General features: G+C 57.5%; 23 protein-coding genes and 1 tRNA gene. 11 read left to right on the top strand and 13 right to left on the bottom strand.

What is annotated here, in order from left to right:
• Positions 1 to 67: 67 nt before the first annotated feature.
• Positions 68 to 153: transfer RNA gene (locus ACFIO0_RS11155), tRNA-Leu, on the bottom strand.
• A 172-nt stretch (positions 154 to 325) separates the two neighbouring features.
• Between ACFIO0_RS11155 and ACFIO0_RS11160 the strand changes: the two genes are divergently transcribed.
• Together ACFIO0_RS11160 and lipB are read left to right on the top strand one after the other, a co-directional pair.
• Complete coding sequence (locus tag ACFIO0_RS11160) at positions 326 to 1,030, top strand: DsbA family protein (RefSeq protein WP_390910474.1); 705 nt, start codon at positions 326 to 328, stop codon at positions 1,028 to 1,030.
• A complete protein-coding gene (gene lipB, locus ACFIO0_RS11165; protein ID WP_390910475.1) occupies positions 1,030 to 1,686 on the top strand; it encodes a lipoyl(octanoyl) transferase LipB in 657 nt (218 codons plus the stop codon). Before ACFIO0_RS11160 ends, lipB begins: the two co-directional genes overlap by 1 nt.
• Here lipB and ACFIO0_RS11170 read toward each other — a convergent pair.
• Positions 1,683 to 2,474, bottom strand: coding sequence for a 2OG-Fe(II) oxygenase (locus ACFIO0_RS11170; RefSeq protein ID WP_390910476.1), 792 nt, complete (start codon positions 2,472 to 2,474; stop codon positions 1,683 to 1,685). The genes lipB and ACFIO0_RS11170 overlap by 4 nt on opposite strands.
• A gap of 281 nt (positions 2,475 to 2,755) precedes the next feature.
• Between ACFIO0_RS11170 and ctaD the strand changes: the two genes are divergently transcribed.
• The 3 genes from ctaD to ACFIO0_RS11185 all read left to right on the top strand — a co-directional run bounded on the left by ctaD (position 2,756) and on the right by ACFIO0_RS11185 (position 5,530).
• Positions 2,756 to 4,426 carry a cytochrome c oxidase subunit I gene (ctaD, locus tag ACFIO0_RS11175; protein ID WP_390910477.1) on the top strand — a complete coding sequence of 557 codons (1,671 nt, stop codon included), beginning with the start codon at positions 2,756 to 2,758 and terminating at the stop codon, positions 4,424 to 4,426.
• A gap of 79 nt (positions 4,427 to 4,505) precedes the next feature.
• On the top strand, positions 4,506 to 4,880 hold the full coding sequence (locus ACFIO0_RS11180) for a hypothetical protein (RefSeq protein ID WP_390910478.1): 375 nt from the start codon (positions 4,506 to 4,508) through the stop codon (positions 4,878 to 4,880).
• Between the two features lie 167 nt (positions 4,881 to 5,047).
• The gene (locus ACFIO0_RS11185; RefSeq protein ID WP_390910479.1) at positions 5,048 to 5,530 is read left to right on the top strand and encodes a DUF2244 domain-containing protein; all 483 of its coding nucleotides are present in this window, start codon (positions 5,048 to 5,050) and stop codon (positions 5,528 to 5,530) included.
• A gap of 107 nt (positions 5,531 to 5,637) precedes the next feature.
• On the opposite strand, the gene ACFIO0_RS11190 is transcribed toward ACFIO0_RS11185, so the two are convergent.
• Positions 5,638 to 6,099: a GatB/YqeY domain-containing protein gene (locus ACFIO0_RS11190; protein WP_390910480.1), complete on the bottom strand. Its 462-nt coding sequence runs from the start codon at positions 6,097 to 6,099 to the stop codon at positions 5,638 to 5,640.
• Positions 6,100 to 6,318: 219 nt separating this feature from the next.
• Here ACFIO0_RS11190 and carA point away from each other — a divergent pair, with 219 nt between their 5' ends.
• Complete coding sequence (gene carA, locus ACFIO0_RS11195) at positions 6,319 to 7,479, top strand: glutamine-hydrolyzing carbamoyl-phosphate synthase small subunit (protein ID WP_390910481.1); 1,161 nt, start codon at positions 6,319 to 6,321, stop codon at positions 7,477 to 7,479.
• Between the two features lie 90 nt (positions 7,480 to 7,569).
• Positions 7,570 to 9,447: a glycosyltransferase family 2 protein gene (locus ACFIO0_RS11200; RefSeq protein ID WP_390910482.1), complete on the top strand. Its 1,878-nt coding sequence runs from the start codon at positions 7,570 to 7,572 to the stop codon at positions 9,445 to 9,447.
• Here the strand turns inward: ACFIO0_RS11200 and ACFIO0_RS11205 are convergent.
• Positions 9,444 to 10,088 carry an FCD domain-containing protein gene (locus ACFIO0_RS11205; RefSeq protein ID WP_390910483.1) on the bottom strand — a complete coding sequence of 215 codons (645 nt, stop codon included), beginning with the start codon at positions 10,086 to 10,088 and terminating at the stop codon, positions 9,444 to 9,446. The two genes, ACFIO0_RS11200 and ACFIO0_RS11205, sit on opposite strands and share 4 nt — an antisense overlap.
• A 99-nt stretch (positions 10,089 to 10,187) precedes the next feature.
• On the opposite strand from ACFIO0_RS11205, the gene ACFIO0_RS11210 reads away from it, so the two are divergent.
• Together ACFIO0_RS11210 and ACFIO0_RS11215 are read left to right on the top strand one after the other, a co-directional pair.
• Positions 10,188 to 10,847, top strand: a complete 660-nt coding sequence (locus tag ACFIO0_RS11210) for a pyrimidine 5'-nucleotidase (RefSeq protein ID WP_390910484.1) — start codon at positions 10,188 to 10,190, stop codon at positions 10,845 to 10,847.
• A 64-nt stretch (positions 10,848 to 10,911) separates the two neighbouring features.
• Complete coding sequence (locus ACFIO0_RS11215) at positions 10,912 to 12,114, top strand: UbiH/UbiF family hydroxylase (RefSeq protein WP_390910485.1); 1,203 nt, start codon at positions 10,912 to 10,914, stop codon at positions 12,112 to 12,114.
• A 24-nt stretch (positions 12,115 to 12,138) separates the two neighbouring features.
• Here ACFIO0_RS11215 and ACFIO0_RS11220 read toward each other — a convergent pair whose 3' ends face one another.
• The 3 genes from ACFIO0_RS11220 to ACFIO0_RS11230 form a co-directional block, all read right to left on the bottom strand.
• On the bottom strand, positions 12,139 to 13,266 hold the full coding sequence (locus ACFIO0_RS11220; RefSeq protein WP_390910486.1) for an aminotransferase class V-fold PLP-dependent enzyme: 1,128 nt from the start codon (positions 13,264 to 13,266) through the stop codon (positions 12,139 to 12,141).
• Between the two features lie 127 nt (positions 13,267 to 13,393).
• Positions 13,394 to 13,864, bottom strand: coding sequence for an Lrp/AsnC ligand binding domain-containing protein (locus ACFIO0_RS11225; RefSeq protein WP_390910487.1), 471 nt, complete (start codon positions 13,862 to 13,864; stop codon positions 13,394 to 13,396).
• Positions 13,861 to 14,316 (bottom strand): Lrp/AsnC ligand binding domain-containing protein, encoded by a 456-nt coding sequence (locus ACFIO0_RS11230; RefSeq protein WP_390910488.1) that lies wholly within the window; start codon positions 14,314 to 14,316, stop codon positions 13,861 to 13,863. Before ACFIO0_RS11230 ends, ACFIO0_RS11225 begins: the two co-directional genes overlap by 4 nt.
• A 136-nt stretch (positions 14,317 to 14,452) precedes the next feature.
• On the opposite strand from ACFIO0_RS11230, the gene ilvC reads away from it, so the two are divergent.
• Entirely contained in the window at positions 14,453 to 15,475 is a 1,023-nt protein-coding gene (gene ilvC, locus ACFIO0_RS11235; protein WP_390910489.1) for a ketol-acid reductoisomerase, read from the top strand.
• Positions 15,476 to 15,602: 127 nt separating this feature from the next.
• Positions 15,603 to 16,520: an EamA family transporter gene (locus ACFIO0_RS11240; protein ID WP_390910490.1), complete on the top strand. Its 918-nt coding sequence runs from the start codon at positions 15,603 to 15,605 to the stop codon at positions 16,518 to 16,520.
• Between the two features lie 3 nt (positions 16,521 to 16,523).
• Here the strand turns inward: ACFIO0_RS11240 and ACFIO0_RS11245 are convergent, their stop codons facing one another.
• The 6 genes from ACFIO0_RS11245 to ACFIO0_RS11270 all read right to left on the bottom strand — a co-directional run bounded on the left by ACFIO0_RS11245 (position 16,524) and on the right by ACFIO0_RS11270 (position 23,795).
• The gene (locus ACFIO0_RS11245) at positions 16,524 to 17,018 is read right to left on the bottom strand and encodes a hypothetical protein (protein WP_390910491.1); all 495 of its coding nucleotides are present in this window, start codon (positions 17,016 to 17,018) and stop codon (positions 16,524 to 16,526) included.
• A gap of 57 nt (positions 17,019 to 17,075) precedes the next feature.
• Complete coding sequence (gene glmM, locus ACFIO0_RS11250; RefSeq protein WP_390910492.1) at positions 17,076 to 18,422, bottom strand: phosphoglucosamine mutase; 1,347 nt, start codon at positions 18,420 to 18,422, stop codon at positions 17,076 to 17,078.
• Complete coding sequence (gene folP / locus ACFIO0_RS11255) at positions 18,415 to 19,434, bottom strand: dihydropteroate synthase (RefSeq protein ID WP_390910493.1); 1,020 nt, start codon at positions 19,432 to 19,434, stop codon at positions 18,415 to 18,417. The genes glmM and folP overlap by 8 nt, the downstream gene beginning before the upstream one ends.
• On the bottom strand, positions 19,434 to 20,354 hold the full coding sequence (locus ACFIO0_RS11260) for a dihydroneopterin aldolase (protein ID WP_390910494.1): 921 nt from the start codon (positions 20,352 to 20,354) through the stop codon (positions 19,434 to 19,436). Before ACFIO0_RS11260 ends, folP begins: the two co-directional genes overlap by 1 nt.
• A gap of 99 nt (positions 20,355 to 20,453) precedes the next feature.
• On the bottom strand, positions 20,454 to 21,083 hold the full coding sequence (locus ACFIO0_RS11265) for a cell wall hydrolase (RefSeq protein WP_390915323.1): 630 nt from the start codon (positions 21,081 to 21,083) through the stop codon (positions 20,454 to 20,456).
• A gap of 162 nt (positions 21,084 to 21,245) precedes the next feature.
• Positions 21,246 to 23,795, bottom strand: coding sequence for a putative PEP-binding protein (locus ACFIO0_RS11270; protein WP_390910495.1), 2,550 nt, complete (start codon positions 23,793 to 23,795; stop codon positions 21,246 to 21,248).
• Positions 23,796 to 23,895: the final 100 nt, after the last annotated feature.

Consider the following 23,895-nt stretch of genomic DNA (forward strand, 5'->3'; position numbering starts at 1 on the left):
CACTTAAATCGAGGAGTTGGGGAACGTTGATCGATAAACGAATATTATCGCTTAAAGTCAAAAAATGTGGTGCGGCTGAGAAGACTCGAACTTCCACGGGTGTTACCCCACAGCGACCTCAACGCTGCGCGTCTACCATTCCGCCACAGCCGCACACTATGATGGTGGCACGGCTTTAGCCCTTGATGCAAACAAAGTGAAGCCGAAAATTGATCTAAATGCGGCGACACAGAAAATAGATCGGCATCGCAGTTTCGTGTTCAAGGCTTGCAATCCCGCCTGCGAGGTCTGATTTTAGACGGTGACAGTCAAAAAGGTGAGCCTGATGGAACATTCTGAACAAACCGGTGCCATTTTAAATGAGGCGACACAGGACAATCCCGTGATCGATGTCGACATCGTGTCAGACGTCATGTGCCCGTGGTGCATCGTCGGGTATCGTCAGCTTGAACAGGCTTTGGGTCAAACCGGCATGGGCGCGCGCATCCGCTGGCATCCATTTGAACTGAACCCGACGATGCCGCCCGAAGGTCAAAACCTCAGCGAGCATATTCAGGAAAAATACGGCAGCACGCCCGAGCAATCCGCGCAAAACCGCGCGCAGATGCAATCGCTGGGCACGCAACTGGGCATCGATTTCCAGTTCAGCGCCGACAGCCGTATCGTGAACACCTTTGCCGCGCACCAATTGCTGGATTTCGCGCTGAGCGTTGGCCAGCAGCATCCGCTAAAGTTAGCGCTGTTCGAGGCGCATTTCACCCACGGGCGTGATGTGTCCAAACCGGACGTGCTGATCGAAATCGCTGCCGAAATCGGCCTGAACGCTGACGATGCGCAAAAGGTGCTGAGCGATGGTGCCTTGGCCGAAAACGTCCGCGAGAAACAGAAATTCTGGACAGAGCGCGGCATTTCCGGTGTCCCCTCGATGATCTTTGCTGGCAAATATCTGGTGACCGGGGCCCAAGGCGCTGAAAACTACGCGCAACTGTTGACGCGCACCGCGCAAGAACTGCAAGGCGAACCTGTCTAGTGGTCGAATGGATCACCACGGACGGGTTAACAGACTACCGCGCCGCCGAAACATGGATGGAAAAACGCGCCGCCGCCATTGCCGCAGGTGACGCGTCTGAATGCATTTGGCTGGTGGAACATCCACCTCTGTACACTGGCGGAACGTCGGCCAAAGCGGCGGATCTGACTGATCCCGACCGCTTTCCCGTCCACACAACAAAACGCGGCGGGCAATACACCTATCATGGCCCCGGCCAGCGCGTCGCCTACACGTTGCTCGACGTGGGCAAACGCGGCCACGATGTGCGCCTGTTCGTGCAACAACTGGAAGAATGGGTGATCAGCGCCTTAGCCGAATTCAACATCGACGGCGCCATTCGCGACGGCCGCGTTGGTGTTTGGGTAGAACGCCCCGACAAACCCAAAATGGCGGATGGTGCAGTGGCCGAAGACAAAATCGCCGCCATCGGCATCCGTTTGCGCAAATGGATCAGCTTTCACGGCATTTCGATCAACGTCGAACCGGACCTAAGCCACTTTGACGGCATCGTGCCCTGCGGCATCACCGATCACGGCGTCACGTCTTTGGTCGATTTGGGCCTGCCGGTCTGCATGGATGATGTCGACGTCGCCCTGCGCCGCAGCTTTGATCAGGTGTTCGGCCCCCTGCCCTAACGCGCGATGCGCCCGTAAAACCCCAGTTGCTCTGTGTTGGAAAATTCCACATCTGGCCGTTCAAAATAGGTTAGCACCGCAATCACGCGCGGCGTTGCCCCTTTGATCGCCGTCACACGGTGGGGCGTGTTGACTCCGCGAAACACATTCAGCGTGCCAGGAACAACCGACATCTGCTGCAAATCCGGATCTTCACCGTTCAGCAACGCCACAACGCCGTCGAAATTCGGATCATCCGCGGTTCGCAAATCGGTGCGGTATTCAAAAACGCCGCCCGCGTCGGGGGCTTGCAGCAACAATGTCACCGTGAATTCGGACCGGTCAAAGTGCCAGTTTAACGCCTGCCCTTCTTTGTAGCGCATGACGTTGTAGGCGGCCAAACGGTCCTTCATCGGGAAAAGTGCGGGTTTTTCCATCACATCTGCCAGAAACGTTCGGAACGCGGGCCAGTGGTAAATGTCGGCCACAGGGCTGCCATCCAGCTGATCTGCACAGATCGTATTGTTAGAGGTTTCAAAGGTTTGCAAGGCAGGGTGATCGTCCGCCAGCCCTTCGATCTGCGGTTTGAAATAGATGTTGTGCTGGCGCGCGTGCAAAAAGCTGTCGGTGTCGATAACCGGCGTGAGCCGCGCGACTTCGGCCTGTGCCACGTCAGGGCGCAAGAACCCATCCAGATTGAACATGCCGCCGTCCGCCAAATCCGCTTGGCACCGCGCGACCAAAGCCGCGTAGGCGTCGCTGTGGGGGGTATCCAGCGGAAATTGATCCAGATTTACGATGTCACGCATTCTACCACTGCCTCTTGTTTCAGGGGTACTGTTCACCTGCATGCAACTTTGCGCAAGGATATCGTTGTAATTAACCTGCTGTTACGATCTTGGCGTGCAAACATGCGCAAAGCGGCGACGCCCTTGGGGTATTGTGCGCATCCATTCAAGCTGCCGCGACAATTAATCCCTGTCTGCGACCATTACGGTCATTGCGCGGGGCAGTCTTGGGTATTAGAACCACACGGAATCCCCGCGTTTTCTATGATAGAGCGCGGAAATCTTTCTAACAGGAGGCACGCATGGCAGACGCAGCCATTCACGGGCACGACCATCACGACGAGCGTGGGTTCTTTACACGCTGGTTTATGTCCACGAACCACAAAGATATCGGCATCCTTTACCTGATCGTTTCAGCCCTCGTTGGCTTTGTTTCGGTCGCGTTCACGGTGTATATGCGGCTTGAGCTGATGGACCCAGGCGTCCAGTACATGTGCGGCGAAGGCGCGCGTTTGTTCGCATCAGACGAAGTTTGTACGCCAAACGGCCACCTCTGGAACGTTCTGATCACCGCGCACGGCATCCTGATGATGTTCTTCGTGGTTATTCCCGCGCTTTTCGGCGGCTTTGGTAACTACTTTATGCCACTGCAAATCGGCGCGCCTGACATGGCGTTCCCGCGGATGAACAACTTGTCCTTCTGGATGTATGTTGCTGGTACGACACTGGCGATCTGCTCTGTTCTGTCTCCGGGCGGCAACGGTCAGCTTGGCTCTGGCGTAGGTTGGGTCCTGTACCCGCCTCTGTCCGTCAAAGAAGGCGGCTTCTCGATGGACCTCGCGATCTTCGCGGTTCACGTCTCTGGGGCCTCGTCAATCTTGGGCGCGATCAACATGATCACGACATTCCTGAACATGCGTGCCCCTGGTATGACGTTGTTCAAAGTGCCGTTGTTTTCATGGTCGATCTTTGTGACCAGCTGGTTGATCTTGTTGTCTTTGCCGGTTCTGGCGGGCGCGATCACCATGTTGCTGATGGATCGTAACTTTGGCTTTGCCTTCTTTGATCCTGCAGGCGGCGGCGATCCGGTGCTGTACCAACACATCTTGTGGTTCTTTGGCCACCCAGAGGTGTACATCATCATTCTGCCGGGCTTTGGCATCATTTCTCACGTGATTTCCACATTCGCACGCAAGCCGATTTTCGGTTACCTGCCAATGGTTTGGGCGATCATCGCGATTGGTGTTCTGGGCTTTGTTGTGTGGGCGCACCACATGTACACGGTCGGGATGTCACTGAACCAACAAGCCTACTTTATGCTGGCGACAATGGTCATTGCGGTGCCCACAGGGGTCAAGGTCTTTAGCTGGATCGCGACCATGTGGGGCGGCTCGATCGAATTCAAAACGCCTATGCTTTGGGCCTTTGGGTTCCTGTTCTTGTTCACCGTTGGTGGCGTTACAGGTATCGTTCTGTCACAGGCTGCGGTGGACCGTTACTACCACGACACCTACTACGTTGTGGCGCACTTCCACTACGTAATGAGCTTGGGTGCAGTATTCGCGATCTTTGCAGGTATCTATTTCTACCTGCCCAAGATGTCGGGCCGTATGTATCCTGAATGGGCTGGCAAACTGCACTTCTGGGCGATGTTCATCGGGGCGAACCTGACGTTCTTCCCACAGCACTTCTTGGGTCGCCAAGGCATGCCACGTCGCTACATCGACTACCCTGAACAGTTCGCATACTGGAACGAATGGTCGTCTTATGGCGCGTTCCTCAGCTTTGCTTCATTCTTGTTCTTCTTTGGTATCATCGCTTACACGCTGCTGCGCGGCGCACGGGTGACCGAGAACAACCCATGGAACGAATACGCTGACACGCTGGAGTGGACACTGCCAAGCCCACCCCCAGAGCATACCTTCGAAATCCTGCCAAAGCAGGAAGACTGGGACAAACAGCCGGGACATTAACCCCACGCTGAGACAAAACAAAAGGCTCCAACGGCGGTTGGGGCCTTTTTTCGTAAATTCAAATTCAGGACGATCAACTATGCGCTTTACAATTCTGGCACTCATCACATCAGTAAGTCTCACGGCATGCATTTCCGCCTCGGAACCCGGCAGCTATGATAGCGACTTGAACCGGAAAACAGCCGGCGCATCCGTCGTGTCGGCCTTTGCAAAAATGTGTGGCGGCCAGCGGATCAACGAATACCGTGAAAGCTTCATCAAAACGATGAAAACACAACGCGCCGTATCATCAGAGGCCGAAACCAAAATTCGCGCACAATACGCACAGGCAGATGCAAGTGTCGCTGCACGCTTCGCAGATGCCAGCGCACGAAACGAACACTGCAAACAGTATCCAGTCGATCAGGCTGCGATTGATCGTGGCGTGGCTGGCGACTTCACGGGCCAAATTTGACCTATCGGAATGGCTGCCACAATGCAGCCGTTCCGCCCCTTACTTTACTCGCATAGCTGCTTGGCGAACATTGCGCCTATAAGGTGTGCACTTTGATGCACCCGCAGCCACATAACATACCGTTCGTCATAGTAGCATCATCTGCCCAAACAGATCATAAGGTGCCCATGCCCTACAAATGGACCTCCCCCAAAGGTGCCACAACTCAGACGATGCACCTCTACCCCCACCAAAGCCTGCCCGCGCGCGGCATGGCCGCCTTTGTGCTGACCACCTTCACCCTAATCCTGATCCCGACCCTGCCGCTGCTCGGCTCGCCGATCCTGTGGGGGCTGCTGCCATTCCTGCTGCTCGCCGTTTGGGGCATGTATTTCGCCCTGCAACGCAACCACAAAGCCCGCCAAATCAGCGAAGTCCTGACGCTAGACACAGACACAACGCAGCTGATCCGCACCAACCCAAATGGCGACACGCAAACATGGGATTGCAATCGGTATTGGACCCAAGTCACGAAATACGAAACCGACGGCCCCGTGCCACACTACGTGACGCTCAAAGGCATGGGGCGCGAGGTCGAAATCGGAGCCTTCCTCAGCGAAGAAGAACGCATCGCACTTTTTGAAGACTTGCAACGCGCCCTCAAACGGTAGGCACAAAAAAGGCGGGCCAAAACCCACCTATTGCGCCAGATTTGTTCTGAACAAAAATACTCCGGGGGAGCGCAATAGCGCGGGGGCAGCGCCCCTTCTCCCTCAGCTCAAGAACACAACCGGTCTTTGATCACGGGGCCAACAGCGCCAAAATCCATCTGGCCGGTGTATTTGCCTTTGAGAATCCCCATGACCTTGCCCATGTCACGAATACTGTCGGCACCGACCTCGGCGATTGCTGCATCCACAGCCGACGCAGACTCCTCAGCGCTCAGCTGACGGGGCAAAAATTCTTCGATCACAACGATCTCTTCGCGTTCCCGTTCTGCCAGATCCAACCGGCTGCCCTCTTCGTAGGCACGCGCGCTTTCCATACGTTGCTTGGACATTTTGCCAAGGATCGCAAGCACTTCGGTGTCATCGACCCCGTCGTCACTGCCTTTGGCACGCGCGTCGATGTCTTTGTCTTTGATCGCAGCATTGATCAGGCGCAGCGTTGACAGGCGGCTCGCCGCTTTGTCGCGCATCGCTTGTTTCATGGCGCTCGTAATTCGCTCGCGTAGTTCCATTGATTATGTCCCATCCCCACGGGGTTGTTTCTGAGCCTGCGAACATACTCAAACCTGTTCCGCCGTGCAACCGTGCAAAACAAAGCTAAACCCTTGAAAATAAACAACTTCGCAAATCGGCATTCCTCCTTGACCGTGGGCAAGCCGCGCATTAAGTTCCGACAAATTTGCCAGAATCCTGCACGCTTTGGCAATGAACCCAAACATATAGGCCTGCCCATGACCAAGCTCGCACATGCCCGCCCCACCGCTTGTTTAGCTCTGGCGGATGGGACTTTGTTTTACGGCTCAGGCTTTGGGGCCACGGGGCAGACCGTCGCCGAGCTGTGTTTTAACACCGCTATGACCGGCTATCAGGAAATCATGACGGATCCGTCTTATGCGGGTCAGGTCGTGACCTTCACCTTCCCGCACATCGGCAACACCGGCATCACGCCAGAAGATGACGAAACTGCCGATCCAGTCGCCGCAGGCATGGTCGTCAAATGGATGCCCACGACGCCGTCCAACTGGCGCAGCGCCGGTGAATTGGGCGATTGGTTGGCCGCACGGGGCCGCATCGCAATCGGTGGCATCGACACGCGTCGTCTGACCCGCGCAATCCGCCAAGCCGGTGCGCCGCACGTCGCCCTTGCCCACGATCCAGAGGGTAATTTCGACATCGCAGCCTTGGTTGCCGCAGCACGTGATTTCGCGGGGCTTGAGGGCATGGATCTGGCAAAAGACGTCACCTGCGCCCAATCTTATCGGTGGGACGAAATGCGGTGGGCTTGGCCCGAGGGTTACACCCGCCTGGAAGACCCGAAATTCAAAGTTGTCGCTGTGGATTACGGCGCAAAACGCAACATCCTGCGCTGCCTCGCCTCTGTTGGCTGCGACGTCACGGTGTTGCCAGCCTCGGCCACAACCGAAGATGTGTTGGCCCATAAACCAGACGGCGTTTTCCTGTCCAACGGTCCGGGCGACCCCGCAGCCACCGGCGAATATGCCGTTCCGATGATCAAAGGTGTGCTCGATCAAACCGACCTGCCCGTGTTTGGCATCTGCTTGGGTCACCAAATGCTCGCGCTCGCGCTTGGGGCGAAAACGATCAAAATGAACCACGGCCATCACGGCGCAAACCACCCCGTCAAAGACCACGAAACCGGCAAAGTCGAGATCACCTCGATGAACCACGGCTTTGCGGTCGATGCGCAATCCTTGCCCGAAGGCATCGTTGAAACGCACACCTCGCTGTTTGACGGTTCCAACTGCGGTATCCGCATGGCGGGCCGTCCGGTCTATTCTGTGCAGCACCACCCAGAGGCCAGCCCGGGCCCACAAGACAGTTTTTACCTGTTCGAACGCTTTGCCAAAGCCATGCAGGACCGCACAGCTTAAGAAACGTTACCAAAAGGTTCAAAGTTAACTGATCGTTAACCGAATTACGCCACTTAAGTATTGCTACCAAAGCGATACCGAGGACGCGTCGTGAGTGACCCTAGACTGGCTTTTGATGACCCTCAGAGTGTTGAGATGGACGCGCCACCGCGCCCATTTGGCCGTTTGCTGGTTGATGCCGGTATCATTACCCAAATCGATTTGGTTAACGCATTGGGCCTGCAGCGCCGCGTCGATGCGCAACTTGGCGATATTTTGCAATCCGAAGGGCTGGTCAGCGCCAGTGACGTACTTGACGCCTTGTCCATTCAACACAACGCCCAACGCATTGATCTGCAAGCAACGCCGCCCCGTTTAAACATGGCCGATGCCCTGCCTGCCGCGCTGTGCCTGCAACACGGGGTCGTGCCGTGGCTTTGGGTCGGGCGCACTTTGCTGGTGGCAACCAGCCAGCCCGCGCAGTTTGAACATTTGCGCGCCTGTCTAGGTCCCGCTGGTTTTGCCGTTTTGCCAGTCATCGCGGCCCAGCCACAAATCCAGATGCAACTAAACCGCCTGTACGGTCATCAACTTGCGCAAAAGGCGATCACCCGCGTGCCAAGCCGCGAAAGCTGCCGCAGTTGGGACCGCCAATTGTCAGGGCGCAGCACGCTGGCTGTCTCTGTCATCCTGTTTCTCGTGACCGTGCTGTTCCTGTTTCCCCATTGGACCATCACCATCGGGGTCATTTGGGCCGTGCTGACTTTGGCGCTGACGACCGGCCTAAAGGGGGCCGCATTCTTTGCCCAAATCCTGCATAATACGCCCGACACCGGCGCGCCGAATGACCTGACAACAGAACAATTTCGCCTGCCCCGCGTCTCTGTCATGGTGCCACTTTTGCGCGAAAAAGAGATCGCAGGCGCGCTCGTCAAACGCCTGTCGCGGCTGACCTATCCAAAATCCCTGCTGAACGTGGTTCTGGTCCTCGAGGCCAACGACACCATCACCCGCGAAACGATTGCGCGCACAGAAATGCCCGACTGGATCAGCGTGATCGAAGTGCCCGACAGTGAAGGCCCCACAACCAAACCACGCGCGTTGAACTATGCGCTCGATTTTTGTCCCGGCAAAATCATCGGGGTCTGGGACGCCGAAGATTCCCCCGCCCCCGACCAGATCGAAAAAGTGGTGATGCGGTTCCAGCAGGCACCGGAAAACGTCGCGTGCTTGCAGGGGATACTGGATTACTACAACGCCCGTGCGAACTGGTTATCTCGTTGTTTTACAATCGAATATGCAACGTGGTGGCGTCTGGTTTTACCGGGCATTGCCAAGCTGGGCTTGGTCATTCCATTGGGCGGCACGACCCTGTTTTTTAAACGTGACATTCTTGAAAAACTTGGTGGGTGGGATGCGCACAACGTGACCGAAGATGCGGATTTGGGCGTGCGGCTGGCGCGCCACGGCTACGTCACCGAATTGCTGCCGACCGTCACACACGAAGAAGCAAACTGCCGCGCGTGGCCGTGGGTGCGTCAGCGGTCGCGCTGGCTTAAGGGGTTCATGATCACGTATTTTGTGCACATGCGTGCCCCCCGCCAATTGATCAAAGATCTCGGGTTCGCGCGCTTCATGGGCCTGCAAATGATCTTTTTGGCGACGTTTTCACAGTTCGCTTTTGCCCCCTTGTTGTGGTCGTTTTGGGTGACGCTTATGGGCGGTGCACATCCCGTGGAAACAACGCTGGGCGCAGGTGTCGTTTTTGCCGTCATTTCACTGTTTGTGATCTCGGAAATCCTCAGCTTTTCCATGGGTGTGGTCGCTGTTTCAGGCAAAGAACACCGGCATCTGGTGCCGTGGGTTTTGTTGATGCCCGTCTATTTCACCATGGGTGCGCTCGCCAGTTACAAAGCCCTTTACGAGATGATCGTGACGCCATTTTACTGGGACAAAACCGAACACGGCGTCACCGAGCACACGGATTAACCTTCTTCTTGGCGCCGCGATGCGTCTTGTTTCAGGCGCGTCATAAACGCCACCGAAATGTGATCGCGCAGGGCCGCCCCCGCTGCTGCTTCGTTCTTTTCCTCGATTGCGCGCACGATCATGTCGTGTTCACCCTGTGCAATTGCACCGCGCCCAACAGCCGCCAACGATGTGGTCGCCATCAGGGCCATCGTGCGGTGCACAAGGTCCAACTGCTGCACCAAATAGCGGTTGTGCGAGGCCAGATGGATTTGCTTGTGAAACCGTCGATTGGCGCGGGCCAAGGCGGGCGGATTGTCCATCAGTTCGTTATCTTCTTCGACCATTTCACGCAGAATACGAACCTCTTCTTCGGTGGCGTGACGGGCGGCAAGGGACGCGGCCAACCCTTCGAGTTCGCGGCGCACCACATATAATTCCGCCATCTGATTGTGATCAAGCGAGGCGACAATCAGGCTGCGCCCGTCACGCGCCAAAAGCGATTGGGTTTCAAGGCGTTGCAACGCTTCGCGGATCGGGGTGCGCGACACCCCAAAGCGGTCCGCAAGCTCGCTTTCTACCAGCCGGTCACCGGGTTTGAACGTGCCCACATCTATCGCCTCAAGAAGCAAGGAATACGCGTCGGTCTGCTGCGGTTTCATCGGCTGGGGTCCATTTCGATCAAGTTTGGCACAGCTTAACGTCAAGCGGGTTTCACGCAACCCATTGCACCTTTGGTGGTGCCTGCTAAGTCATATTGCATGCCTCAAGCAGCTTTTTCACATGTGACCCATTGGGTGTTCGATCTGGACAACACCCTGTATCCGCCGTCTGCACGTCTGTTTGATCAGATCGAGGGGCGGATGCGCGCCTATTTGATGCGTGTTCTAAAGGTGAATGACACTGAGGCCGACCACCTGCGCCGCCACTATTGGGAAACCTACGGGACGACACTGGCGGGACTTATGCGCGAACATCAGGTCGATCCCGACCCGTTTCTGGACGACGTGCACGACATTTCATTTGACCAGTTACAGCCGGATCCAACCCTTGCCGGGTTAATCCGCGCACTGCCGGGCCGGCGCATCGTCTATACCAACGGCACCCGCCCTTATGCCAAACAAGTGTTGACGGCCCGTGGCTTAGACGGAATTTTTGATGCGATCTACGGGGTCGAACATGCTGAATATCTGCCCAAACCCGAACAAGGGGCGTATGATCGTGTCTTTGGCACCGACAATCTAAGCGGCGGTGTCGCGGCCATGTTCGAGGACGAAGCCCGCAATCTGGCCGTCCCGTTTTCGATGGGCATGCGCACTGTGCATGTCGCCCCGACACCCCAAGACTTGCACTACGTCGATTTTCACACCGACGATCTGAACGGCTTTCTGGGGCAAATATTGGGCCAGGTTCAGGGGTAGGACAGGATGCCGCTTGGTCAAAGCCCGTCTGCCGCCCTACATCTGTATCAAACGGAGGATCCACATGGCCGATCAAACCTGTGACATACTGATTTCTGGCGGCGGCATTGCGGGGCTTGCGGCCGCCGCAACCTTTGGAACCGCCGGTTTTGACGTGATCTGCGTTGACCCCGCCCCCCCCGTGACTGAGCGCGAGGCGGATGGCGCCGACATGCGATCCACCGCGATGTTGCAACCGGCGCGGGCTGTGCTTGAGGCCGCTGGCATCTGGGATCACCTCGCCCCGCACGCGGCACCGCTACAGATCATGCGGATCGTCGATGCAGGTGGTGCCGACCCAGAACCGCGCATCGTCAAAGATTTCGACGCCGCTGACATTTCCGATCAGCCATTTGGCTGGAATTTCCCCAACTACGTGCTGCGCCGCGAAATCCTAGCCCGCCTAGACGCCCTGCCCAACGTCGATTTTCGCGCAGGCACCGGTACGTCCAGCCTGTTCACCCGATCACTCAGCGCGCGCGTTGGCCTGTCCGATGGCAGCCGCGTAAACGCAAAACTGGTCATCGCAGCCGATGGGCGCGGATCGCCCATGCGCACGGCGGCAGGCATCGACGTGAAAACCAAACGCTACGGTCAAAAGGCGCTGGCCTTCGCGGTCACACACCCGATTCCGCACGACAATGTCTCAACCGAAGTGCACCGCACCGGCGGCCCCTTCACGCTGGTGCCATTGCCCGATTTTAACGGCATGCCGTCCTCTGCTATCGTTTGGATGGACGACGGACCACTGTCGCAAACCCGATTTGAAATGGATGTCGACGCATTTGAAGCAGAAATGTCGACGCGCAGTTGCCACCTCTTTGGCCCGCTCACGTTGGCCTCGCGCCGCACAATCTGGCCAATCATCAGCCAGACGGCAGAACGCATGACAGGGCAACGCCTCGCCCTGATTGCCGAGGCCGCGCACGTCGTCCCCCCCATCGGGGCGCAGGGTCTGAACATGAGCTTGCAAGACACAAACGTGCTGCTTGATTTGGCCCAAGCCCGCCCCGAAGGGTTAGGCGACGCCGAAATGCTAGAGATCTACAACACCGCCCGCATGCGTGACGTGAAAATACGGGTTGCCGGAATTGACCTGCTGAACCGCGCGAGCCAAGCCACGCATCCGACCCTGCGCGATGCCCGCGCGATCGGGCTGAACGCGCTGTACAGCATGGGGCCTGTGCGTAAGACCTTGATGCAAATGGGTTTAGGCGTGAAATCGTAAGGTGCGGGTGTCCCGCACCCCGCCTCACAAAACTTTGTCGATCACACGTTCTAGACGCGCAACCGTGCCCGCCACATCAAACAGCTTGTCCAAGCCGAACAGCCCGATCCGGAACGTCCGAAAATCCGCAGGCTCGTCACATTGCAGCGGCACTCCGGCAGCAATCTGCATGCCTTGGGCGGCAAAAACCTTGCCCGTTTGCACGTCCGGATCGGCCGTATAGCTGACCACAACCCCCGGCGCGCCAAAACCATCCGCCGCCACAGACACCACGCCTTTGTCCGCCAACAACCCGCGCACAGCATTGCCCAACGCCCACTGCGCGTCCTTCAGCTTGTCAAAACCGTACTCGCGGGTTTCCAGCATCGTGTCGCGGAAATCGCGCAACGCGTCCGTCGGCATCGTGGCGTGATAGGCGTGACCGCCGTTTTCGTAGGCCTGCATGATGCTATGCCACTTGCCCAAATCGATTGAAAAACTGTCGGATTGCGTTTCGCTCATCCGTGTCACAGCGCGGTCCGACAACATCACCAAGCCCGCACAAGGCGACGCGCTCCACCCCTTTTGCGGGGCCGAGATCAGCACATCGACGCCCGTCGCTTTCATGTCGACCCACGCGCAGCCCGACGCGATGCAGTCCAAAACCATCAACGCGCCGACATCGTGCGCCGCCGCGGCCATTGCCGTCACGTAGTCATCGGGCAAAATCACCCCCGCCGAGGTTTCCACATGCGGCGCAAACACCACGTCAGGCTTTTGGGTTCTGATCGCCTCGACAACTTCCGCGATTGGCGCGGGCTCAAAGGGCGACGTGCTGGCGTTGCCGCTTTGGCGGGCTTTCAAAACTGTGGCCGAGGCGGTCAAATCACCGGTTTCGATGATCTGGCTCCAGCGGTAACTGAACCAGCCGTTGCGCACGACCAACACGTTGGTCCCTTTGGCAAATTGGCGCGCGACGGCCTCCATCGCGTAGGTGCCGCCGCCGGGGATCACGACAACCGCCTGCGCGTTGTAGACGTCCTTTAGTATGCCCGAAATGTCGTTCATCACGCCTTGAAACACAGCGCTCATGTGGTTCAACGAACGGTCTGTGAAAACGACCGAGAATTCTTCCAACCCTTGCGGGTCAACGGTGTCGAGCAATGCGGCCATGGTACAATTCCTTTGTTGGTTTGCACTAATTTAGGGGCGCGCACCGCACATGGCAAAGTCTACTTGAGTATACATTTCGCAACAGCCGCCACCAATTGGCGTGCATCGGAAACGCGCGTGGCGCATGTTACTCGGGTGGCCCCCCCAAGGGCCCGGGCCTGCGTTCTTCGCTCAGCAACACATTCGCCTCAACATCACCCGCGCCGGGCAACGTCATGATGCGCCGCCGTAGCACACGTTCGAAATCTGACAGATCTCGCGCAACCACACGCAACCGATAATCATACAGCCCCAAGACGTGCTCGACGGTCTGCACCTCCGGAATCGCACTGACGGCACGTTCAAAATCTTCAAGGCTGACACGGCCCTTGGTCGCCAGTTTGACGCCGAGAAAAACCGTCACCGCAAACCCCAATGCCTCTGCATCTAACCGAAGTCGGCGGCCAGTGATCACACCCGTCTCTTGCAACCGTTTGATCCGCCGCCATGTTGCAGGCTGCGACAGCCCGACTTGACGGCCTAACGCGCCCGCACTTTGGTTGGCGTCGCGCTGAAGCGCGCGCAGCAACGCGTGATCAATGGCGTCAACTTCGATCATAAGGGCAAGCTTTCGTTGGATTTTATCCGTGCAACTTGCATCAAAGCCTCGATGTCGGCGATGTTCGGCAAGGTCAATATCTTGTTGCGGTAGATGTGTTGGTAATGGGCCATGTCGCGCGCAATTACGGACAGGCGCACATCTACACGGCCCAAAAACGTTTGAATTTCAATGACCTCAGGTACGTCGCGCGCCGCCTCAAAAAAATTCTCATGCGCTCGCCCAACTGTCTTGTCCAAAGTCACACGTAACGACACCTCGACCGCATAACCCAAAACTGCCCAATCAATGGACGCCTGCACACCTTTGACGATGCCATCATCTTGCAAACGGGCCTGCCGGCGGGCAAGCTTGGCCACAGTGACCCCGCACCGGTCAGCCAGATCAGCAGGGCTTAGCCAAGGGTCTGCTTGCCATTGCCGCAGAATACGCCGATCCACATCATCAAGCATGATTTTTCCACAATCTTATGAATTCACGAATACTTACGGCTTGTTTTGATCATAAATACTCAAAATGCAACGCTGAAATCCTCATAAACTCTGATTATAACCGTTATCAGAAATCAAACTCCCGGGAGAGAAAACCATGCGTGTATATTATGATCGCGATTGCGATGTTAACTTGATCAAAGAAATGAATGTTGCGATTTTGGGCTACGGCTCCCAAGGGCACGCACATGCGTTGAACCTGCGCGACAGTGGCGCGAAAAACGTTGTGGTTGCGCTGCGTGAAGGATCTGCATCCATCGCCAAAGCTGAAGGCGAAGGCCTGAAAACAATGGGCATCGCAGAAGCCGCGGCTTGGGCCGACCTGATCATGTTCACAATGCCCGACGAACTGCAGGCCGACACCTACAAAAAATACGTCCACGACAACATTCGCCCAGGTGCCGCGATTGCATTCGCCCACGGCCTGAACGTGCACTTTGGTCTGATCGAACCAAAAGCTGGCATCGACGTCATCATGATGGCACCAAAAGGCCCGGGCCACACTGTACGCGGCGAATACACCAAAGGCGGCGGCGTGCCTTGCTTGGTTGCTGTAGACAAAGACGCATCCGGCAAAGCGCTTGAAATCGGTCTGTCCTACTGCTCTGCCATCGGTGGCGGCCGCTCTGGCATCATCGAAACCGACTTCCGCGAAGAATGCGAAACCGACCTGTTCGGCGAACAAGCGGTTCTGTGTGGCGGCATCGTTGAATTGATCCGCATGGGTTTCGAAACTCTGGTCGAAGCTGGCTACGAACCTGAAATGGCATACTTCGAATGCCTGCACGAAACCAAATTGATCGTTGATTTGATCTACGAAGGCGGCATCGCCAACATGGACTACTCGATCTCGAACACCGCAGAATATGGCCAGTACGTTTCCGGCCCGCGCATCCTGCCATACGACGAAACAAAAGCCCGCATGAAAGCTGTCCTCAGCGACATCCAGTCCGGCAAATTCGTGCGTGACTTTATGCTCGAAAACGCAGTTGGCCAACCAACGATCAAAGCGTCCCGTCGCTCCAACGACGAGCACCAGATCGAAGTTGTCGGCGGCAAATTGCGTGACATGATGCCTTGGATTTCCGCAGGCAAAATGGTCGACAAATCCAAAAACTAAATTAGGGTCATCCTAGCCCAAGAGGGCCCGGTCGACATCGGCCGGGCCCTTTTTTATTGAACCAGCCAACCGCCAATTTGTTTCGCACGCGAAACATTTTCATTTATTAACAACAGGTTAATGACACATGTCAGACACAAGCAAAATCACCTGGCATTCGTGGGCGATGGTTGCGATCCTCGGTCTGACGTGGGGCGGAACGTTCCTTGTGACCGAAATCGCGCTGGAAGGCATCACGCCGTTCTGGCTCGCTGCCGGGCGCATCAGCTTTGCGGCCTTGTTGATGACCGCGATCTGGCTGCCACGTGGTGCCAAATTGTTTGCCGCACCACCCAATCGCGAGGCCAAGACGTTGCTGTTGATCAGCGGCGCGCTCAGCTCGGCGATCCCGTTCATGTTGCTGGCTTGGGGGCAGCAATTCGTCACCGGCGGTTTTGCGGGCGTGTCCATGGCCGCCGTCGCGTTGATGGTTTTGCCGATGGCCCATTTTCTGGTTCCAAACGAACAAATGACATGGCGAAAATCCGCAGGATTCCTGATCGGCTTTATCGGTGTGGTGGTTCTGATTGGCGCACAAGCCTTTGAAAGTTCGGGATCAAACATGGAAACATGGGGGCGGTTTGCCTGCCTTGCTGCGGCCATGTGTTACGGCGTAAATTCGATCCTGATGCGGCGATTGCCTGACGTGGACACGATCGGTTTGTCGACCGTGATGATCCTGATGGCCATGCTGATCACCGTACCAGCGGCCCTGTTGATCGAAGGGTTGCCCCCCGTGCCCGAGACAAAAACCCTAGTGGTCATCGCGTTTCTGGGCCTGATCCCGACGGCTGCTGCAAACTTTTTGCGCACCTACGTGATCCGCACCGCAGGGCCAGTGTTCATGTCGATCACCAATTACCAAGTGCCGATTTGGTCCGTGGTTTTGGGCGCGTTGCTGTTGGGCGAACCCCTGCCAGCCTCACTGTTGTGGGCGATGGTTTTGATTTTGGCAGGCGTCGGCCTTAGCCAATACGGAGCCTTGCGGCGGTTGTTTCGCAGATAGGTTTTAGTACCGGCCCAAGTCCATTTTTGCTTTTGCCAAAACCTTGCCTGCGGCACTCACCGCCTTGACGTCGGCCTGATATTTGTTGCCGCGCCCGCCCGAACATGGTGGTAAATAACCCGCCGATGCATAGTCGCCTGTGCTGCGCGCTTTTTTGATCACGCGCACGCCACCGGGAAGGTTCGCGGACAAGCCAGGGACTGCGGGGAACGTCCCGCTGGTGCCTTTGACCGGGTAACCGATCGTGCCGTGCCCACCTTTTGAGGATAGTTTGGAAAAGCTCTTGTCGTTGTATTCCACGACCAACATGACCGTGCCTACGGGGATGCCGGTGACCTGAAATGGCGGCGTTTTGCCTTTGCCGCCGTGCAACGTGCATTGCTGGCCAGCAGGCACCTTTTTGCCATCCCAAGGGGCGCTAACGCGGGCGTTCATATCTGCCAAAGTGGGTGTTGCAACCGCAATCAACAACGCAAAAACAGGGCTAAACAGCTTCATATCGGGACACCTAAACAACTACAATCAGCACGAGTTTGCCGCATGTTCCGCTCAGGATCAAGTCGCCACAGCTTCTTGAACCGCTTGCACGATGCTGTCGACCGACGCGTTCAGGATGCCTTCATCTTCGCTTTCGGCCATGACGCGCACCAAAGGTTCGGTGCCCGATTTGCGAATCAACAGGCGTCCGTTGCCGACCAAATCGGCTTCGGCTTGCGCGATTGCGGCCTTGACGCTGGCATCATCCAACGGCGTTTGACCTGCGGAAAAGCGTACGTTTTTCAACAGCTGCGGGACCGGTTCAAAGGAGCTTAGCAGCGCGCTGGCCGGTTTTTCCGAGCGGATCATTTCGGCTAGAAATTGCAGGCCTGCCATCAGCCCGTCGCCGGTTGTGGAATAATCGGTCATCACGATGTGCCCCGATTGCTCACCGCCCAAATTGTACCCGCCTTTGCGCATCCGTTCGACCACGTAACGGTCGCCAACGGACGTACGTTCAAGGCGCAAACCTTTGTTTTCGAGGAACCTTTCAAGACCGAGGTTGGACATGACCGTCGCCACCAAGGCATTGCCGTTTAGCCGGTCTTCGGCCCCCCAGCGCGCGGCCATCAGCGCCATAAATTGATCGCCGTCGCCGACTTTTCCGTTTTCGTCCAGCAAGATCACGCGGTCTGCATCGCCGTCCAAACAGATGCCAACATCAGCCCCGTGTGCGACCACCGTTTCGGCCGCTGATTGCGGGTGGGTCGAGCCGCAATCCTCGTTGATGTTGTGCCCGTTTGGCGCGGTTCCGACGGGAATGACGGTGGCGCCAAGTTCCCACAACGCTTCGGGCGCGACTTTGTACGCGGCCCCGTTTGCGCAATCGACAACGACCTTGAGACCGTCAAGGCGCATGCTGCGCGGAAAGCTGGATTTGACCCGTTCGACATAGCGAAAACGCCCGTCATCGATGCGTTTTGCACGTCCGATTTGCGAGGATTCGATGGGGTCGACACCCGAGGCGACCAGCGCTTCGATTTCGGCCTCGACTGCGTCGGACAGTTTGAATCCGTCGGGGCCAAAAAACTTGATTCCGTTGTCGATCGCAGGGTTGTGGCTGGCGGAAATCATCACGCCAAGGTCGGCGCGCATGGACCGCGTGAGCAACCCAACGGCAGGCGTCGGCACCGGCCCAAGCAGCAGCACGTTCATGCCCGTACTCGTCAGCCCCGCCGTCAGCGCATTTTCGAACATATAGCCCGAAAGCCGCGTGTCCTTGCCGATCACAACACGGCGCACGCCGCCGGAATCCCGTTTAAAATACCGCCCGACAGCGGCCCCGATACGCAGGGCCATTTCGGCGGTCATGGGATGCATATTGGCAGTGCCACGCACGCCGTCGGTACCAAAAAGCTTAGTCATATCCGCCTTGTGCCATGCCAGCCCGCCACAGCGCAATGGCTTGTGCGTGTTCCGCTACATCATGGGCGCGGATGATTTGGATGCCTTGGCTGATTGCGCCGATCGCGACACCAACAGAACCGGGACCGCGCGCGTTCGCTTGGGTGACGTTACCGATGGTGCCGATGAATTTTTTGCGCGATGCCCCCAGCAGGATTGGCACGCCGAGGCTGTGAAACAGGCTGATCCGGTGCAAGAGTTTCAGGTTGTGGGGTAGTTTTTTGCCAAAACCGATGCCCGGATCTGCGATGATCTGGTCGCGTGGAATGCCAAGGGATGTGAGGTATTCGATCCGCTGTAAAAGGTAGTCGTACACGTCCAACACTACGTCACCGTATTGTGGATCGTCTTGCATTGTTGCCGGATCGCCTTGGGCGTGCATGACGCAAACAGGGGTTTTTCGGGCAGCGCAAAGCGGGGCGAGGTCTGGGTCAAACCCAAAGCCAGACACGTCATTCACGATATTTGCACCTGCATCGAGGGCAGCATTGGCAACCGTGGATTTGCGTGTGTCGATTGAAATTGGAGTGGTCAGGTTTGCCGCGCGTAGGGCTGCGATGACAGGGGCTGTGCGTTCGATTTCTTCGGATTCGGGGACGAATGCAGCACCGGGGCGGGTGGATTCCCCCCCAATATCAATAAGATGTGCGCCTTGCTCTGCCATTTTGGTAGCCGCATGTGTGGCCGCCGACAGGTCATCATGGCGCCCGCCGTCGGAAAAGCTGTCAGGCGTGACGTTCAAGATGCCCATCAAAACCGGAGCGGAAAAATCAAGACCCGCGACAGGCGTGCGGGGCTTCGTCAAATTCTGACGTTCTTGGTCAGTCAGCTGATCGGCAAGCACCACTTCATCGGCACCTTCACGGCGCAAAACTTCGACATGCGTGAACCAACCAGAACCACCCGCGAGCGACACCGCCCCAGTTGGCCGCGCCGGTCCCATTTGCACAAGCGGGCGGACGTAGCGTTGCATCACAGGGTCGCTTGGGTCGCGGGCACAGCGCGCAGGGGAACTGGCCCGCCTATCGGCAAATCGGCACCAATCACGATCATCTCTTGGGCGTCAAATGTCGCGGCGAACCATGCGGCCAAGGCCACGGCATCACTGGGTTGCGCGGAGGGACCATCCACCGCATCGAGCATGATTTTCGACGGTGCCCAGACGCAAATCTGGCCGTTGCGCATGCCCCAATCCAGCTCGGTTCGGGTTTCAACCACGACGCAGCGGTCGTCTTTTGAGGCTAAAACCCACGCGTTTTGTTCAATCGCCAACAAATCCACGCGCCGTTGGGTCATTTTGTGACCGGTTTGCGGCGCGGCGATATCCCCTGCCCCGACGCATAAAACCAGCGGGCGGTCATTGGCTTGCACCTGGTCGATCCAGCCGCCCAAATGCGGTGATGCGATGGCGGCGTTGGACAGGAAAACCAGTTCAGGGTGCAATGCCTCTTCGGCCTCGACTTCTACTGCGTCGCCGCCACGTGCGCGCACGATTTCGACGCCCAAAGCGCCCGGGCCCCGGTCCAGTTTTTCGATCCGCACAAAGGTGCGCATGGCTTGGGGTTCCAGCAAAATGCGATCCGCGACCCGTTCGGCCAAAGTTTCGAGCAGGTTCAGACGCTCGTCTGCCAGCTCGAATGTGATGGCCTCGGTGACTTTGTCGTAACTCAGGATGCGGTCCACATCATCGTCGATGGGGCCGGTCAGCGGCACAACTTCGACGACGATGTTGAAACAGATGCGTTGGGTGACGCCGCGTTCGGCCTGAAAGGCACCGATTTCCACATCGACGGCGTAATCACGCACGGAAATGCGGTCCAACGGGCCGTCTATGGCCGTGGCCTCGGACCGTTCGGATGGGTGTGCAAAGGCAAGACGGACTTCGGAGCTCATGGGTCAACCCTCGGGCAGCAGTGACAGTTGGGCACGGTGTACCTGCCCTGCGCGTCTATACCTGCGCGTTAACCGTCAAGCCAGACCTCAAATGCGGCGTTAGTTCGAGGCAGAGCGGTATGTGTGGCGGTAAAAAATATGCACACCGATGCGCGCGGTCTTGGTGTAAACCTTGGCCCAACGCGGGTTCACGGCGGTGGTGTGGTAGTGCGTCGCGCCATTTGTCAGCGCCGGCGATTTGCCGTCAATGATGGCGCGCGCCACTTTGGACACCCGCGCATAGGCTGTTGGTTCACCGATTTTTTCGGCATGACCGTCGCAGGTGTAGGTGAACTGGCACTGGTATTTTTTGCCGGTACCTTGGTTAATCACACCACACAAAGACGTCGGAAAACGCGTGCTTTTGACCCGGTTCATGATCACTTCGGCCACGGCGAACTGGCCTTTGACCGTCTCGCCGCGCGCCTCGAAATACAGCGCCTCGGACAGACATTTCCACTGCGCGTCACCCTTGGCTTTGGGTTGGGCATCAAGCCAAGCGCGCGAAAACTGCACGCCAGAGCCTGAGACAACCGGCGTCACAATCATATTTTGCAGGTGATCTTTCGGAACAGAAGACAAGCCTTTGGTTTCGGTGCGCAACAAGGCGCGGGCCTGATCTTCGTTTGCGAAGGCTGCAAAGGGCAGCAGAAAAACAGATATGATAATCGTTACAAACAGACGATGCATGTGGTGTTCCGGAGCAATTTCGTTCTGCGCCACTTAGACACTTTCAGGGTTAACGTCTAGTTTGCCGGGTTCAAATGCCGCAGGTCGCACGGATCGCACGTGATCCGCGGGCGGCACATTTATGCGCATCACCGCTTGATCTGGGCCTTTAACGGGCCTGTGCTACCCGGTTTTGTGTTTGATCGCCAATTGGGCTGCGGCAAGACGCGCCACCGGAACACGGAAGGGTGAACACGAAACATAGTCAAAACCGGCGTCCCGACAGAACGCAATCGAATCAGGGTTACCGCCGTGTTCACCACAAATCGACAGGGTCAGGCCAGGCTGCGATTCGCGCGCACGGGCGGCCCCGAGCTGCAGCAATTCGCCGACGCCATCCACATCAAGCACGTGAAACGGGTCTTCGTCGTAGACCTGTTGGTGGACGTAGTCGGACATAAAACGCCCGGCGTCATCGCGGCTAAGCCCGTAGGTCATTTGCGTCAGATCATTGGTGCCAAAGCTAAGGAAGGCGCAATGCGGGGCGATGTCGCCGGCGCGCAAAGCGGCGCGCGGGGTTTCGACCATGACGCCGAGGCGATAGTCAAAGTCGGCCTCCATTTGGGTGCGCACGGTGGCGGCCATCGCGTCAACGCGGGCTTTGACCAGCTCGACCTCGCGTTTGGCGCTGACCAGCGGGATCATGATTTCAGGAATGACCGGCGTGCCATCGCGGCCCGCATCACGTGAGACTTCGACCGTCGCTTCGAAAATCGCGCGGGCCTGCATTTCGTAGATTTCAGGCACGGTGATGCCCAGCCGCACGCCGCGCAGCCCCAGCATCGGGTTGTATTCCATCATCGATTCAATGCGCCGCGTCACGTCCGACAGCGGCAGATCCAACGCATCGGCAAGTTCGCTTTGCCCATTGCGATCCGCTGGCAGAAATTCGTGCAAGGGCGGATCAAGCAGGCGGATGCAAACCGGTCGTCCGTCCATAATGCGGAACAGTTGGGTGAAATCATCGCGCTGCATGGGCAGCAGACGTTCGAGGGCGGCCCAGCGGTCTTGGGGCCCTTCGGCAAAGATCATTTCGCGCATGACAGTCAGGCGCCCTGCCTCGAAAAACATGTGTTCGGTGCGGCACAGCCCGATGCCTTGGGCGTTGAAATTGCGGGCAGTTTGGGCGTCCGCGGGGGTGTCGGCATTGGCGCGAATTCCGATGTCGCGTTCATCGTCGGCCCATTCCATCAGCGTTTGGAACGCATCGTCAAGGGCGGCTTCTTGCATTGCGACTTCGCCCAGTAAAACTTGGCCGCTGGTGCCATCGACAGTGATGATATCGCCTGCTTTGATCACGCGCCCATCGCGCAAAATCAGCTGTTGTTTTGCGGTTTGGAAACGGATGTCAGAGACGCCAACGACGCAGGGCAGACCCATGCCGCGCCCGATAACTGCGGCGTGGCTGGTGATGCCGCCGCGTTCGGTTAAGACGGCGCGGGCTGCGTGCATGCCACGAATGTCTTCGGGTGAAGTTTCGCGGCGCACCAAAATGCAGTCTTCGCCGCGTGAATCCGCGGCCTGTGCATCCGCCGCTGTGAACACGACTTTGCCGGTTGCCGCACCGGGGCTGGCCGCAATGCCGTGCCCGATCACGTCGCGCTTTGCCGCGCTATCAACCTGACGGTGCAGCAATTCGTTTAGCGTACGCGGTTCGACCCGCATCAACGCCTCTTGGCGCGGGATCACGTTGTCATTCGCCAAAGCGACGGCAATCCGCACGGCGGCGCGGGAGGAGCGCGCAACCCGCACGCCGTCCAGAATATGCAGCACGCCGTTGTCGATGGTGAATTCGATCTGCATCTCTTCGCGCAGGCGCACCCGCATCAGGGCGGCGTGGGTTTTGAGGGTTTCGAACAGTTCGGGTTGCAGCTCCTCTAGCGAGGGGCCACGCGGATCACGCGTAAGGTAGATCGATTTCGCCTCGGCTGACAGGGCATCGCGCCCTTGGCTTTGGTGCAGATAGCGGCCCGTAATTTGCGGCTGGCCGGTGGTTTGATCCACCAGTTGCAAAACGCCGGCACCTGAGTGTCCTTGGCCCAAACCAAACGCCATTTGCTGAACGACAAGACCCAAGCCAGCCTCGGCGGGGGCACCTTTGGCCTGACGCAACAGGCGGGCGGATGTGCCATCCCACGCGCGCGCCATTGATTTTAGAACTGCGGCCAGTTGGACCGACCGCTCGGCAGGGAATTCTTCTTCGGTTTCAGTCTGATAGGCGTGCAAAGACTGTTCCAGCGCATCACGACCAACACCGACAACGTCGTCAAACATGTCAGGGTCCAAGCGCGCGACATGGACCGAATAGGACTGCACAAAACGGGTATAAAGCTGGGTTGCGGCCTGTTCACCAAGGCGTTCGTGTAGCTGTTCGAACCGGGTTTGGTTCATGCCGATATTCAGCACCGCGCCGGGCCCACCCCAATCGGGGTCTTCTGAACTGGGGCGCACGCACAGCAACGCGTCCTCGGGAAATTGGCGCAAAACCGCGTCAATGTCGGGCAGCTCGCCTTGGGCGATTTTCTTGACAGCAGTAAAGCTGAGCGCAACCGTTGTGGGCACCGGCAATTCCAGACGCACCAAGCGTTGCAAGCATTTTGCCCGCCCGCCATGGGTGTTGGCCGCCAGATTGGCGGTTTGCGTTACAAGCGTCGTATGTGGATTATTCTGCACTGCAGCACCTTTTTGGTTAGGTGCAGCATAGGGGGTCAAAGGTTTGTGACAAGGGGTTTTAGAACCACCCTAAACCCCGGCAATTTTTGCCGAGGTGTTC

Source organism: Pseudosulfitobacter sp. SM2401, assembly GCF_042932805.1.
Taxonomy (GTDB): domain Bacteria; phylum Pseudomonadota; class Alphaproteobacteria; order Rhodobacterales; family Rhodobacteraceae; genus Ascidiaceihabitans.

Excerpts from the sequence above, each read along its gene's own strand:
- ACFIO0_RS11160 (WP_390910474.1), top strand. The coding sequence starts at position 326 with ATGGAACATTCTGAACAAACCGGTGCCATTTTAAATGAGGCGACACAG.
- ACFIO0_RS11170 (WP_390910476.1), bottom strand. The coding sequence starts at position 2,474 with ATGCGTGACATCGTAAATCTGGATCAATTTCCGCTGGATACCCCCCAC.
- ctaD (WP_390910477.1), top strand. The coding sequence starts at position 2,756 with ATGGCAGACGCAGCCATTCACGGGCACGACCATCACGACGAGCGTGGG.
- ACFIO0_RS11180 (WP_390910478.1), top strand. The coding sequence starts at position 4,506 with ATGCGCTTTACAATTCTGGCACTCATCACATCAGTAAGTCTCACGGCA.
- ACFIO0_RS11185 (WP_390910479.1), top strand. The coding sequence starts at position 5,048 with ATGCCCTACAAATGGACCTCCCCCAAAGGTGCCACAACTCAGACGATG.
- ACFIO0_RS11190 (WP_390910480.1), bottom strand. The coding sequence starts at position 6,099 with ATGGAACTACGCGAGCGAATTACGAGCGCCATGAAACAAGCGATGCGC.
- carA (WP_390910481.1), top strand. The coding sequence starts at position 6,319 with ATGACCAAGCTCGCACATGCCCGCCCCACCGCTTGTTTAGCTCTGGCG.
- ACFIO0_RS11205 (WP_390910483.1), bottom strand. The coding sequence starts at position 10,088 with ATGAAACCGCAGCAGACCGACGCGTATTCCTTGCTTCTTGAGGCGATA.
- ACFIO0_RS11210 (WP_390910484.1), top strand. The coding sequence starts at position 10,188 with ATGCCTCAAGCAGCTTTTTCACATGTGACCCATTGGGTGTTCGATCTG.
- ACFIO0_RS11215 (WP_390910485.1), top strand. The coding sequence starts at position 10,912 with ATGGCCGATCAAACCTGTGACATACTGATTTCTGGCGGCGGCATTGCG.
- ACFIO0_RS11220 (WP_390910486.1), bottom strand. The coding sequence starts at position 13,266 with ATGGCCGCATTGCTCGACACCGTTGACCCGCAAGGGTTGGAAGAATTC.
- ACFIO0_RS11225 (WP_390910487.1), bottom strand. The coding sequence starts at position 13,864 with ATGATCGAAGTTGACGCCATTGATCACGCGTTGCTGCGCGCGCTTCAG.
- ACFIO0_RS11230 (WP_390910488.1), bottom strand. The coding sequence starts at position 14,316 with ATGCTTGATGATGTGGATCGGCGTATTCTGCGGCAATGGCAAGCAGAC.
- ilvC (WP_390910489.1), top strand. The coding sequence starts at position 14,453 with ATGCGTGTATATTATGATCGCGATTGCGATGTTAACTTGATCAAAGAA.
- ACFIO0_RS11240 (WP_390910490.1), top strand. The coding sequence starts at position 15,603 with ATGTCAGACACAAGCAAAATCACCTGGCATTCGTGGGCGATGGTTGCG.
- ACFIO0_RS11245 (WP_390910491.1), bottom strand. The coding sequence starts at position 17,018 with ATGAAGCTGTTTAGCCCTGTTTTTGCGTTGTTGATTGCGGTTGCAACA.
- glmM (WP_390910492.1), bottom strand. The coding sequence starts at position 18,422 with ATGACTAAGCTTTTTGGTACCGACGGCGTGCGTGGCACTGCCAATATG.
- folP (WP_390910493.1), bottom strand. The coding sequence starts at position 19,434 with ATGCAACGCTACGTCCGCCCGCTTGTGCAAATGGGACCGGCGCGGCCA.
- ACFIO0_RS11260 (WP_390910494.1), bottom strand. The coding sequence starts at position 20,354 with ATGAGCTCCGAAGTCCGTCTTGCCTTTGCACACCCATCCGAACGGTCC.
- ACFIO0_RS11265 (WP_390915323.1), bottom strand. The coding sequence starts at position 21,083 with ATGCATCGTCTGTTTGTAACGATTATCATATCTGTTTTTCTGCTGCCC.